The sequence below is a fragment of the Paenibacillus sp. JGP012 genome (genome assembly GCF_014203995.1).
Taxonomy (GTDB): Bacteria; Bacillota; Bacilli; order Paenibacillales; family Paenibacillaceae; genus Paenibacillus; species Paenibacillus silvae.
In genome coordinates this window covers 122832-135747 of record NZ_JACHKG010000012.1, presented here as the reverse complement: position 1 = coordinate 135747, position 12916 = coordinate 122832, and the positions used below count along the sequence as shown (strand labels likewise).

Below are 12916 nucleotides of genomic sequence, written 5' to 3'. Positions count from 1 at the left end.
ATCACCCAACGGATGCGGCCATTCCCTGCTTCTTCAGCAAAGCAACCTGCGCACCGTACATGTTACGAAATACTCCATCCTCCTCCAGCAGCCTGAGCGGTGCACCTTCCTGCACAATCTGCCCGTCCGCCATAACGTAAACCCTGTCACAATGCATAACTGTACTGACCCGATGCGCGATCAGCAGGGCCGCTTTACCCTGAGCTGCGAATTGTTTCACACTTCGTACAACACGTTCCTCCATCACCGGGTCCATTGCAGCCGTAGGTTCATCCAGAATCAGCATGGTTCGCGTATTAGCCATCGCCCGGGCTACAGCCACACGCTGCCATTGTCCGCCCGACAGCTCCGTTCCGTCTGTATATCCTGTACCCAATCGTTTGTCTCCACTTCGCTCGGTGATATCCTGTACAAGCTGCTGTGCAGCTTCATTCCATTCCCGATGAAGTCCAACATTCTGCTGTACACTGAGCGGGAGTCTGGCAAAGTCAGCATAAGCAACAGAGACTGCACGCAGCCTGTCTGTATGCAGACTGGGTCTTCCATCCACCCATATCTCACCTTCGGCAGGCTCAAGCAAACCACAGATCAGATTACACAGCGTCGTTTTACCAGCCCCATTCTCGCCCACCAGTCCGACCAGCTCACCCGTGCGAAAATGCATGGTCACATCGGTCAACACAGGTTTGCTGTGATTTGGATAGGAGAATCCAACGCCATTCAGTTCAATCTCGTTCTCTGCTTTCTTGGGTAAAGCCTCTACTTGATCCGAAGTATCTGTGGCCAGAAAACGGGTAAGATTGGATGCAGCGAGCAGCTCGCTGGTAAACATACGGAGCTCCAGTACAAATGCATTGGCTTTGCCAAGCAATTCATCAATCAGTTGAAATGCGATGATCAAGCCACCAATGGAGGAACTGGATGTCAGAATGGACACCATGTAGGCTACAGAGATAAGAAGAAGCTGCCCGATCTGCATCAGTCCTGATGTCTTCTGGGAGGTAAGAAGAAAGGTTTGATTCGTCTTGCTGATATCAGCAAATGTATTTTTCCACAGGCTCACAATATAAGGTGAGTATCCAAACAGCTTGCGTTCTTTGCCCAGTTGAAAATCCATGACGGTGCTGCGGTAGTAGTTTTCCCGAATACGTTGTCTTGACAGCCGGTTCTCAACGTCAAACATCTGACGGCCCAGCTTGTATTGTTTGAACACAACAAAAGCAAAGGTTACCATCATTACCAGACACCCGATTTTCGTGACAAACCATAGTGCTGTACCCAGGCTGATCAGGGTGACTGCCGCACTTAGAACATCCAGCGCAAGCGTGAGTATGCGATGCCCGCGATCCAGGCCGTTCGCTGCCTTTTCGGCCGATTCGGAGAACGAGGCATCGAGAAGCCTCTGATATGGCACTTTATTGTATTGATCAATGTACAGCTCTTTGGCGGCTCGGCCCAAGTGAACACGCAGTCCCTCCAGCGCTATGCCATATAACGAATCCATGACTTTCTCTCCGATGGTTGCCGCTGCGAACCAGGCCATCAGCAGCAACATGCGATCGAGATCGACTCCGGAAATCACCTGCTGAACGGCATAACCAAATAGAAAAATGCGAACAGCAGGCAATATCCCTTTCAACAGCGTCACGGACAGAGCGAACGCAATCCATGGCAACAACTTTCGTTTACCTTTTACCTTAGTCAACCACATTCAGGCCACGTCCCCTCCTTCCTCTTCCTTCATCGTTTCCATAAAAGAAGAAGAGGCTTTCCACATTGCTTGATAAGGTGTGCTTGTCTCAAGCAGCCCTTCATGGGTTCCATAATCCCGGATTTCCCCGTGATCCATTAGGATCACCGAATCGGCAAAAGCACAACCGACCAGACGATGAACAACAAACAATACGGTGTAGCCCTCTAATCGATTAATGATGGACTCCAAAATGCTTAATTCGTTACTCGGGTCCAGTTTGGACGTTGGTTCATCCATAATAATGACCGAACCTGCACGATAGATAGCCCGGAACATACTTCTGGCTAACGCCAGTCGCTGCCACTGCCCCTCCGACAGATCCGAGCCTCCGACTTCCGGCCAGAGCTCGGTTTGCTGCCCTTGAGGCAGCTTATCTACAAATTGGGCATTGGTGAGCTTCAACGCTTCCATCATATCTTCCGTATGCTCTTTACGAGTGATATCCCCCAGATATACATTCTCGGCAGCGGATAACTTATAACGTCCGTAGTCTTGCAGGCAAAACCCACCAACATTCTCTGACGCTACGGAACCGTGATCCGGCTTCAACAGACCCGCAAGCATCAGCATAAGTGTGCTTTTGCCTGAGCCATTGGCACCAACGATCGCCACCTTTGCTCCGCGTGTAACATCAAAGTTGATATTTTTGAGAACAGCATGCTCCCCGTCATAACTGAACGTTAATTGACGAACGGATATGGCATAGGGAATGTCCATATCATTGTTTTTACAGTCAACCGTATTCATCGCCATACCTTCATATGGCGTTGTGTTTGTACTGCTGGCAACAACATTTGTGTTTGCTAATGTTTCAGAAGCCGGGCTTGCAGCTGTGTTCGTCTGTTCCTCGGCAGGCTGCTGAAGGAGCTCTGCCAAAAACATTTTCCGTCCCAGCCAGTGCTTGCCTTGGCTAAGAACCAGGCCAAGCAGCTGTTCCAGATGCAGACCTCCGATAAGCAGTGCAGCAACTTCTCCCGGTTGCAAGGTACCTTGCCACAGCTTCCATAAACCCGCCAGCAATACAATAGTCGTCACAATCCCACTGCCCAGCTGACCTGCCAGCCTGTAAAATCCGGCCTTGACCATTTGCCTTATCGTTAACCGTGCAATTCGACTTTGCTCTGTCTGCCACTTGCCTTTCATCCAATCGGACATGCCAAAAACACGCATTTCTTTGGCAGACTTCAATGTGGTCAGCATATCCAGAAACGTCCCTTCGAGCCTCGTGGTTTCCGAAATACTTTGCAGAAAACCCGATTCAGAGAGCGCTGCCCTTTTCATAAGCCAGACATTAAGCACCGTTCCAGCCAGGATCAGCAAAGGCGCCCACCACGCCACCACCAGCAGAATCCATATCAGGGAGAATCCCGTTATTATGACCTGAAGCAATGCCGTCAGCCCATCCAATCCGCCATGGTAGATCGAGCTAACCGATTCAGAAGTACTTGAAATTCGATTTCGCGTTGCCGCCCGAAGCAGCTCATTCTCTGTTCTGCGATTGACATTATCAAACAAACGAATAGACAAATTGTGATAGACGTGGTCTTTTACTTTTCTAAGAAAATAGGGCTGTATCACGTTGAGCAAAATCGCAATCGTGCCAGCCCCAGCAATAATGCCTATGTAAGCTAATGAAGAGTTGCGGTCGCCATCAGCCAGTTGATTCACTGAATGCTTGATCGCCCATATCATGAAGCCAGGCCATACACCGAGTGCCAAAATGAGCGCTAACAAGGCCCAGATGGCCCGATCTCCTGCCCGAACAATCATCCATATCTGGGCAAACCCGGCATGTATACGGATCATAATATTCTCCTTCCCGAGGCAGAATCTACGAAAGCAATCGGTGTATGAATCTGTGACAATACGGAAGTCTCAATGTAATAGCCTGGTTCAGTCCGAACGGAAGGGCATAATAAAACAAACTTCCAGGAGGTCTCGACATCATGATCAATGAGCAGACAGAGCGTGTCCGCAGTATCGAATTGCTTCTGCCCCGTCATATGCTCATAAGTCACGGCGGCTTCATGATAACTGCGTTGTATATGATGCCTGGAGCAGATCTCTGCAGCACCTTCTGCATCCCACGGCAGGACTAGAAACGGATACGCTCTCTCCAGTTCACCCTCATCCTCAGAATCGGCAATATCATAATAATCAGCAATCCATCTGGTATTCGCCAAAAGTTTATACTGATCCTGAATAGAGACACGAACTTTCTTCTGGATCGTATGTACGACAGTCATAGGAATATCATGACGAGCCTCTTCCAGATGCGGAGGGGGCCAGTGAGCATTCAGACTGCGAACATATTCGATCAGATGATTGCCAAACCCCATCTTGCCATCATATTGCTCGAGCGCCCACTGGTAGACCAATTTATCTTCTTCATGGAAAACCAGATCAATATTCGTACTGAAAAAGTGATCCACTTCAATCAAAATGATAGCTGAAACCAGATTAATCAGATACGGCTTCAAGCCCTCCTTCACTTCTCCATATTCACCTTCATGCGCAAGCAGCCATTCTTTAACGAGATAATGGATACCACCTCTGGCGAAGAAAGAGATGTTCAGGTTAAAATCATCCCACAGCTGAAGCGGTGGTGCTCCAAAAGCCAAATGGACGGAGGTAGTCATGGCCTTGCTCAGACTTGCTCCAAATCTCCCAATCTGCGGAGGAGGCATGGTTGATAACGGATACAGCTTCAGCTCAACAACCTCGGCTATATCAAAATTTTGAACTAAAGGTGCAAGATATTCCCGAATCGCCTCACATTGTGAAGCCAGATATTTTTCATATTCAGCCATAACCTCATCGGCTTTGTGATCGGCAGATGCACCGAGTATGCGCTTGACCAATTTCACTTCCGGCCCAGTCTCGACAGCCAGCATATCTTTCAGCAGCAAACTGCCCCAATATCGATAGACATTAGAACGAAGACCGCGGTTACGAATAAGATTCAACAGCGCAGGTGGATAGTTTCGCTCCTGGGTAACCGTCCATAGCTTATCTTGTCTTAACTCATTAATGGCTCTACACAGCTCCAGTAATAGCGGATATTGACCAACTCGTACACGAAGTGTCGGCATCGTATTCCGGCTCCCCTTCTTCCCTGATACTACATGTCAACGCAAGCCTCTTCCTCCTTGCGCTGACATATGCAGGTTATGCTGGCGCGACTACGTGAGAAAAAACAAACGGTTCTCTTCAATACTGCTTCTCCATTGCTTCGGCACAGCGCTTTCTGGAAAAATAGCTGCCACAGGGCAGGCCAGATCACACAAGCCACAATCGGTACATACCGATGGATTAATGTAATACTGCTTGGCATCCGGAGATGTCTGAATGGCGTTCTCGGGACAAGCCACGATACATTTAGCCAAACGTTCTCCTTCGCACGTAGCGGTAATTACCCATGTCATACGTTTGTCCCCCTCATATGAAAACCTATAATCGCTGCAATGCTCAGTTCGGCTTGCAGGTTATTCCAATAGTCGACTGCTGTCCGAGCCACAAAGTCCACATCACTCATGCCAATAATACCGGCAGATTCATCGGTTTCTCTCGCCACATCATAACCAGCAAAGATCACGATCCTGCTGGCAGCATACGGGAGCTCCGATAGATGCTGTCTTGCACCTTCATGAATGACAATCGTTGTCCATCCCTTCTCCCGCATACTCCTCAACTGATTGAGCGGATTTTCCTCAATGAGAATCTCTACACCAAAGGCACGGGACAAAACCTTATCATACGAAAATCCAATGGCCTCAGGATGAACGACTACCTTCATTTCAGAGAATGACCCTTGTGAACGAACTGCAGTTGATAAACACTGATTATCGGAATTTTGATTAAGCATTTGCTCATCTGGTATGTCCAGCCGCCCCAATACATCCTTTCGTCGTACGGGAGGATCAGACATATGATTACGATCACCCGCAGTAACAACGAAGTCATGTCCCAGGCTGATAATGCGATGAGCCAGATAACCGTTCATCTGGTCACGAACCAGTACAACGTCCCCTTCTTTTATTTCATCCAGTAAAGGCTGCACTGAAATTTGTTGCCCCTGAACGAGAAGAGGATGCATGCAATGGCCCTCAATGACGATCGGAATGGACTTCCCTTGCTGCAATGCGCGAATCAGGAAATCCTGTCTGCGGGTACTAAGCATTCTTTCAGAACTCCTATTTTGGATAATGCCGTTACAAAGTCCCGAATGTCATCCTCAACATGATCTTCATCGCCAATATTAAAATTCAGTTTGATCTGCTGACACATCTCATCAAGAGATTGCACGGAATCTGCAAGCATGTTCCATACCGCTTTACTGACATCATCCTCCAAGACGAATACTTCACCAGCATCAGAAAGAATGAATATTCCCTCTACATTTTCATCAAAAAAGACATCATCGGCTATTTGAAACAACTGGCTCATTCGTTTTACCTCCTGCCATTTTGAAATATGCGACCATTTTTCTACGGATACCGCGTCTGATGCCTGAACAATCCTGAGGAGAGGTTCCGTCAACATCGCCTGTAGCTCCCCAATGGAATGCACGACAGCCCCCGCCACAGGATTCCCTGAACGTACATTTCATGCACTCTGGTAACGTGTGCACCGTCCTGTTCCGCGAGCGTTCGAACACCTCCGATGTCTCCCATATTTCCCTAAGTGACTTCTCTCGAATTGATCCAGCGTGGAACATTGGAGAATGCATCAGTTTGCAGGGGAATACGTTGCCTTTCGCATCGATCGAAAATTCACTCGTGCCGTGACCACAATGTCGCCGACGCTCATATTGCCTTACGTTCAAGGCATGACAGTCTTCATGGGCATCCCCCATCTCGATATCCAGCATCCGATCGGCAATACGGCGACGTTCACCAAAGTTCAGTCCTTGCATGCGATCATCCCCGCGGCCAAGCGTCGCTAGAGGTACAATATTCAAGCGCACCGAGCGTTCCGTGGCAAACTTCAGCATCGGATCAACCGAATCCCGGTTATGCTTGGTCACCGTTTGGTTGATTTTCAACTTGATTCCGGCTTCCAGAAGAAGATCAATGGCCTTGCGCGCCCGTTCCCACGTATTTTTACCGCGGTTGGCTTCATGCTCCTCTTTGTCAAGTGAGTCAAAGCTGATCGTAAACAGATCCACCAGCTTGGCAATTTCATTGACCTTTTCACGGCTATTAATCAACGTGCCGTTGCTGATTACGTTGACTCGCAATCCAATTTCCTTGCTGTAGGCCATGAGCTCCATAATATCCTTGCGGATAAATGCCTCACCGCCCGTAAACACGATGGTACTGGTCCCAAGTTCCTTGATCTGTCTGATCATGTCCTTGGCTTCCTCGGTGCTCATATCCCCGTTCATCGAGCGCTCCGGGCTGCTATCCGCGTAGCAATAAATACAGCTCAGATTGCATTTGTAGGTGGTTACAAAATAAACAGCGGTAGGCGGCACCTTGCCCATTCCCTGCTTCTGCATCACATCCAGCATGTGATACTCGGCAGGTCGTTCTCCTTGATAAGCCACGCGATACATCAGCATCTTTCGGGCAACCTGCTTCACCTGCTGAGGATTTAAGCCTGAATCAATCAATTCAGCTGCCGATTTTCCGTCGTATATCAATTCCGATGCAATCTCATACTCGCTTGGTGAGTACACAACCCAACAGTTGAGTTGAACGTTATGTACGACATAATGGCCATCTTCGTAGTACACCGCGACATCCGGAATATGCAATCGTTCGTCTATTTGCATGAACAAGCCTCCAGTAATCAAGATAAGAGGCCGATAAACAGGCCTCTTTGTGTGTTCATGAACAATAAATGATTAGCAAGATCCATAACCGCCACCCACCGAAAATGCGCAGCCGCAGCCGCAGCCTGCTGCAACGGCAATCGCTGCAGATTCCAGTTTGCGGAACGTTGGTTTTTTATAATTCGTCATGTCTCCTCACCTCCTCTCATATAACAACGTAACGTAAGCGCTTGCATATTGAGCCAATAAAATCTAGTGAAAGAGGAAGCTGGCTGAGAGAACAAAAAAGCTGAAACAATTGAATCAGAACGAAAGGGGCAAAGGCTTGTCTAGCATAACGTTGTACATCAAGTCTAGTTTTAAACGAAAGGAGGGAAACAAGAGGTCATTCTAGGAGTGAACGTGAACATAAGTTAGGTCACATTGAATAGTACAAAAAGGTATACTGTAGAGCATTTGCGTATGTGAATTTTAGCATTGCATTGAATGCATTTTGTTTCATATATTTGAATTTTTTTCTAGAATACTGCCATTTTTTTACTGTGTCAACTGTTTTTTCGAATATTTTGTGAACGATTCATTTCTGGTGTATAGCTCTATGCTTGGAAATGTCCTGCAGTGCCTGTTCAAAACGTTCTGCAATGCTTTGAACCGCATACCTCCTTACAGATTCTCTGCATACTTCCGGAGCAGGAAGAGACAAGTCACCCTGCATCATTCTGTCCAAAATTGAAGTCAATTGCCCCGGATTCTCAGGCTCGTACAACCAGCCATTACTGGCATTCACAATCTCTCCTGGTCCATACTTGCAGTTACTGGAGATCACAGGTATTCCCCTGGAAAGTGCTTCAATAAGAACCAGTCCAAACGGTTCAGTATCGGATGCCAGAACTAATGAGGTTGCATTGTGTACTGCATCCCACGGCCTTTGCTGCCATCCATGCCAAACCATGTGATCTTGCAGCCCCAATTGCCGGGACAGCTCTACCAGCAATTCATATTGATCACCATCACCGATGATGTGTAATTCAAAATCTTTCTCTTGCAAAGGAGAAAAAGCCCTCAAAATCTGATCCACATTTTTCACCTTGGCCAATCTCCCAACAACCACAAAAACGGGATGGACTGCCCTGTTCACATATGGAATGTTATCAAATTTTACGGGATTATAGACCAGCCTGTTTTGTTTTTCGGGAAAAACACATTGCAAATCTCTTAAATTTCCTTCGCTAATGGCCAGATGGCCATCCGCAGCCCGTAAATCCTCGAAGAATTGATAATAGAAATCCAGATTAAAGTGAAGCCAGCTAACGACTGGCACGTGCATATTTAACCGTTCTATCGCCATCGTCGAGGCTTTCACACCAATTGCCCCTGTTGATACGATGATATCTGCTCCCGGAAGATCTTTCATGACGTTTGCCAAGGCAGCAGAATACATATTGAACAAAATATGCTGCGGGATAAAATCGTTTATTTTCGCTGATAACGCGATCGTGTTGATTCCCTCTTCCCAGGTATCATCTTCTGATTGCCCTCTCAAAATCACGGTGATATCATGTTTCTGTTTGAGTTCATGATAGATTAACGAAAGGGCTGTCTCCATTCCACCTCGACCACTAAGCAAAATATCCACGACAAATAGGATGTTCAATACCGGATGCCTCCTTGAATGTAGGTCGTTCAGAAGCAAAATCCATGGTTTTTTTCTAACTTTTTCCACCAAATACTAACACTTCTCCGCTTTAAAGTAAATTATTTTTTTGACCTCTAAAACTGTTTGTTCCACAAGCTCCATTTATCGATATTTACATGATCCTGCTTGTTATACAGAAAAAGCGGCACAGATGATTCCCTGCACCGCTTTTCCCCATTTATCTTATTCAGAGATCGTACAAATATCTAGCGCCCGCAGCCGGATTGCCTCGTGCTCATGCTGCCTGTAAGCTCTAAGACGCTCGCGGCAATCTTCATTCCAGAACAGTGCCTCCCCAGCAAGCTTCAACAGGGAAAGCTCTATATAAGATGAAGCCAGGTCGATCCGTAATTTCAATATATCGACGATGCCAAGAAGCTGCTCCGGTTCCCAGTATGATTTGCTTGCAAGCAGTATTCGGGTAACCTGCTGATCCACCGAATCCCATACATACGGATGAGCATTCATGATTTCTAATACAGCGTTCAGATGTACCACCGCCAGGTCAGCCTGACTCCAGCCTATTGCAGCTAAATGTAGAGGAATCACAGCAAACTTTAGCGTTTCATACGGCTGAAGCGCCTCAATTATGGCCGCATATAACGGTGCAAGCATACTCCTCACTGGCGGAGATAACGACACAATTCTCTCCAACAGCCTCAGCAAGCGCTGACGATTGGGCAGGTCTCTCTCGCTGCCCGCATTCCAGTCGTCCTTTATCTTCGCTTCAGCCAACTGCCGAATGACATACACGACCTGATCATTCACTTTTCCGTCCTGGACAACATGGACGAACGCATGCAGTGCGGCTTGCCAGCGGCTTGCGTCTTCCAGATCGATCAATGCTCCGCCCGCACAATCCGCGATGACTTCTGCACTCACACTGCCCCAGCGAGTCATGGCCTGAAAAGCCTCCATCGATACAATCGGGTCATCATGACCGGCAATTTCCGTAATCCACTGCAAATATCGCAAACGCGCTTCTACCGGCAGCTCCGCCGGGGACTGGTTCAGCAAGCTTCGAGCAATATCCCGGTCCGAAGAAGATGCCATGACACTCATCATGGCCCAGCTTCGCTCATCATCCAGACATTGTCTGGCAGCATGACCGATAGCAATGATAACATCCTTATGCTGGTTCGGCTTCTCGTACTCCCGAACAAGCAGCGGCATGCTTTCACTGCTTTTGTACGCCCCCAGCAGCCGTATCGCTTCCTTCCTCACCGTGATCTTCAGCTTCTCCCGATCCAGCAGCTTGGACAGCATAGAGGAAAGCAGCTCCGGGCTTACCCTGCGTGCACATTTCGGTATGGAATACATCGCTACGCGCGCACGATCCCCGTCCAGATTGTTCAGCAGCACCGGAAGTGCTTCTTCCGGCTCCTCTGTTAAAGAAAAAGCATGCAGCGCGGCTTCTACAATATGTACTTCGGGGTCCTGCAGCTGCTTCTCCAGCTGATCCGAGTGATAATCCGGCATGCCTGCCAAACTGCGCATTGCACTGGCTCGTTCGTGGAAGCTGCGCTTGTTGTCCTGCACCACACGCTCAAGCAGCGAAGCAAGCGCCTGCTGCTGACGCGGCAGCCAGCGGTAAAAGCCATCATACGCAGGCACGAGATAGATCGTTTTGCCCGTTAGATGTTTGCCTTTAAGAACCTTACCGGAGATAAACGGGTCCAGCCACTCCTGACGTTTCCGGTGCAGATGCTCAAACACCTCATAGAATGAAATAAAGGTCGGGTCACGGTCCAGCAGTTCCCTCACACGTGCATCCCTTGTCTTGTAGGGTGCTAACCAGTAACGGACGGCTTGAGCAGGAGCCTTCTTGCTCTTGACCAATTCCTCCAGCAGCTGATGAAGCTTGGGCAGATGATCTATGGCTTCCCCAAAACCATCAGCCATCCGCAAAACAACATAATCACTTTCCCGCTTGTTTGCTTCTAAACCCACGGCATAGATTTCGTCAAATAATGTTTCGATCGCAGCCCGTGGTATTCCCTTCCAATCCCTTGCATACAGCATGAACTGTCCGTCACGCATCGTCATTCTTTTCATCACTCTAAGCGCAAACTGGAACAGCGGATGTTCAGCCTCCCCGGCATGCTCTCGCAGAATCGCATAAGCCAGCTTCTCCGTTGCCGATCTTGTCCCATGAGAAGTATCTCTGGCCTCAATGACGCTATCGACCAGGATTGTCAGATGATCCACATGCTCCCCCTTGAACATCGGGGCAGGGCAGCTAGACAATTCTGTCATTACAGTGAAGCGCACAGGGTCCTGATCATTCTTCACCCTTGTCAGGAAACGCAAGGTCTCCCCCATGCCGCGCCGGGATAACGCTGTGCTCTGGATAAGCCGGGCATACGCTAATGCACGCTCATCTGCACTGGACGCCTGCGCCGACAGCTCCAGCGTTTCTCTGGCTGCATCGATCATACGACGCGCAGTCAGTTCAAGCATAATGCCCCGATCTTCCCGAGCATCACGCAAATTGAGCATACGGGCTGCTTCCCGATCGCGCAGCTGATGAGGAAGCACATCGAGCAGGCTCATCGGGAACATGCGCAGCTTGCGCTCCTGCTCTGGATAAGCAGCCTCGAACAACGCCCCCCGGCTGGAAGGCGCAAGTGTATCCAGCACCTTCGCCACTTGATAAGGCGCCGCAGCCAGCAGCTTCACCAGCGCAGTCCATTGCGCAGAGGTGAACCAGCCTCTTTTTTTCAATACACCCGCCGGAACCCCGTTGTTCAGCAAATACGCCCTCGATTCCTCCCGTGTCAGCAGCTCGAATACTCGCTCGGGGCTCGTTTGAATCAGAATACCCAATTGCCCTTTGATCACGGGATGGATCAACTCTTTGGGGCCATATTTCAGCGCGTAGTCCAGTATCATTCCAGGCCTGAACACACTCAGCTTCTCTACCGCAGTGCTCATCGTGTACCAGACACCTGACTTCCCGCTATCTGACGCCTCGCTCAATACCTTGTTCAGATATGCAGCTGCCTGATCAGGATAACGAGTTGTGAGGACCCGCCAGTTACGGAGAGCGTATCCCAGCTGCGGCAGCCTTGTGCGAACCGTTTCTTCACTGCACATCGGCAATAGTATAGCGGCCTCCTTGGCTCCCCAGCGTTCCAATACGATCTGCAGCAGTCGTTCTGCCCAATCCTGTCTTTTATGCTTCACGATGCTTCGGAGCAGCAGCTGACGCTCTTGATGAGACATCGAAACGATCTCGGCTTCAACAGGGTAACCTGAATCGGTAATCAATTCTGCGAGCATCCAGGCCGCCCGGCCCCTGACCCCCGATTTGCAATGTTTTAATGCATGTTTCACCGCTTGTGCATCCCGCATCGCGCCAGCACCGGTTAAGGCCAGATGGGCTTCGTAAGCTGTTCCGCTCTCCAGCAATTCGATCAGCAGCACAGCATATTCTTCAGGGACTGGATGATCCAGGCCCAGCCGTGCCATTTTTTTCATCCGATCCGAGTAGCCCAGTGAATCCAGTTCCTGCAAGATTCGATCTTTCGTTAGTGGAGTGTGACTGTTCTTCTTCATGAAGCTCTCTCCCCTCACATGTTGACATTCCTTCTATATTAACCCTTCATACCCTGCATAAGTTTCATCTGCAAATCAAAAATGCACGGCTGCTGCCTCCATCTTCTTTTCCTCTGCTATCCCATCATCTGCT

General features: G+C 48.9%; 9 protein-coding genes. All 9 read right to left on the bottom strand.

What is annotated here, in order from left to right; all coding sequences use genetic code 11:
* Position 1: 1 nt before the first annotated feature.
* The 9 genes from HNR77_RS16275 to HNR77_RS16235 all read right to left on the bottom strand — a co-directional run bounded on the left by HNR77_RS16275 (position 2) and on the right by HNR77_RS16235 (position 12783).
* Positions 2–1711, bottom strand: coding sequence for an ATP-binding cassette domain-containing protein (locus HNR77_RS16275; RefSeq protein WP_184186353.1), 1710 nt, complete (start codon positions 1709–1711; stop codon positions 2–4).
* Positions 1712–3559, bottom strand: coding sequence for an ATP-binding cassette domain-containing protein (locus tag HNR77_RS16270; protein WP_184186350.1), 1848 nt, complete (start codon positions 3557–3559; stop codon positions 1712–1714).
* Positions 3556–4845: a hypothetical protein gene (locus tag HNR77_RS16265; RefSeq protein WP_184186347.1), complete on the bottom strand. Its 1290-nt coding sequence runs from the start codon at positions 4843–4845 to the stop codon at positions 3556–3558. Before HNR77_RS16265 ends, HNR77_RS16270 begins: the two co-directional genes overlap by 4 nt.
* A gap of 90 nt (positions 4846–4935) precedes the next feature.
* Positions 4936–5178 carry a 4Fe-4S dicluster domain-containing protein gene (locus HNR77_RS16260; protein ID WP_184186344.1) on the bottom strand — a complete coding sequence of 81 codons (243 nt, stop codon included), beginning with the start codon at positions 5176–5178 and terminating at the stop codon, positions 4936–4938.
* A complete protein-coding gene (locus HNR77_RS16255; protein ID WP_184186341.1) occupies positions 5175–5933 on the bottom strand; it encodes a S24/S26 family peptidase in 759 nt (252 codons plus the stop codon). The genes HNR77_RS16260 and HNR77_RS16255 overlap by 4 nt, the downstream gene beginning before the upstream one ends.
* Entirely contained in the window at positions 5903–6199 is a 297-nt protein-coding gene (locus tag HNR77_RS16250; RefSeq protein WP_184186339.1) for a PqqD family protein, read from the bottom strand. The genes HNR77_RS16255 and HNR77_RS16250 overlap by 31 nt, the downstream gene beginning before the upstream one ends.
* The gene (locus HNR77_RS16245) at positions 6171–7529 is read right to left on the bottom strand and encodes a radical SAM/SPASM domain-containing protein (protein ID WP_184186336.1); all 1359 of its coding nucleotides are present in this window, start codon (positions 7527–7529) and stop codon (positions 6171–6173) included. Before HNR77_RS16245 ends, HNR77_RS16250 begins: the two co-directional genes overlap by 29 nt.
* A gap of 577 nt (positions 7530–8106) precedes the next feature.
* Positions 8107–9183 carry a glycosyltransferase gene (locus HNR77_RS16240; RefSeq protein ID WP_184186334.1) on the bottom strand — a complete coding sequence of 359 codons (1077 nt, stop codon included), beginning with the start codon at positions 9181–9183 and terminating at the stop codon, positions 8107–8109.
* Positions 9184–9408: 225 nt separating this feature from the next.
* Positions 9409–12783: a HEAT repeat domain-containing protein gene (locus HNR77_RS16235; protein ID WP_184186331.1), complete on the bottom strand. Its 3375-nt coding sequence runs from the start codon at positions 12781–12783 to the stop codon at positions 9409–9411.
* Positions 12784–12916 lie beyond the last annotated feature (133 nt).

What these genes read in the sequence shown, in the direction of transcription:
- HNR77_RS16275 (WP_184186353.1), bottom strand. Translation starts at nt 1,711, where the DNA reads ATGTGGTTGACTAAGGTAAAAGGTAAACGAAAGTTGTTGCCATGGATT.
- HNR77_RS16270 (WP_184186350.1), bottom strand. Translation starts at nt 3,559, where the DNA reads ATGATCCGTATACATGCCGGGTTTGCCCAGATATGGATGATTGTTCGG.
- HNR77_RS16265 (WP_184186347.1), bottom strand. Translation starts at nt 4,845, where the DNA reads ATGCCGACACTTCGTGTACGAGTTGGTCAATATCCGCTATTACTGGAG.
- HNR77_RS16260 (WP_184186344.1), bottom strand. Translation starts at nt 5,178, where the DNA reads ATGACATGGGTAATTACCGCTACGTGCGAAGGAGAACGTTTGGCTAAA.
- HNR77_RS16255 (WP_184186341.1), bottom strand. Translation starts at nt 5,933, where the DNA reads ATGCTTAGTACCCGCAGACAGGATTTCCTGATTCGCGCATTGCAGCAA.
- HNR77_RS16250 (WP_184186339.1), bottom strand. Translation starts at nt 6,199, where the DNA reads ATGAGCCAGTTGTTTCAAATAGCCGATGATGTCTTTTTTGATGAAAAT.
- HNR77_RS16245 (WP_184186336.1), bottom strand. Translation starts at nt 7,529, where the DNA reads ATGCAAATAGACGAACGATTGCATATTCCGGATGTCGCGGTGTACTAC.
- HNR77_RS16235 (WP_184186331.1), bottom strand. Translation starts at nt 12,783, where the DNA reads ATGAAGAAGAACAGTCACACTCCACTAACGAAAGATCGAATCTTGCAG.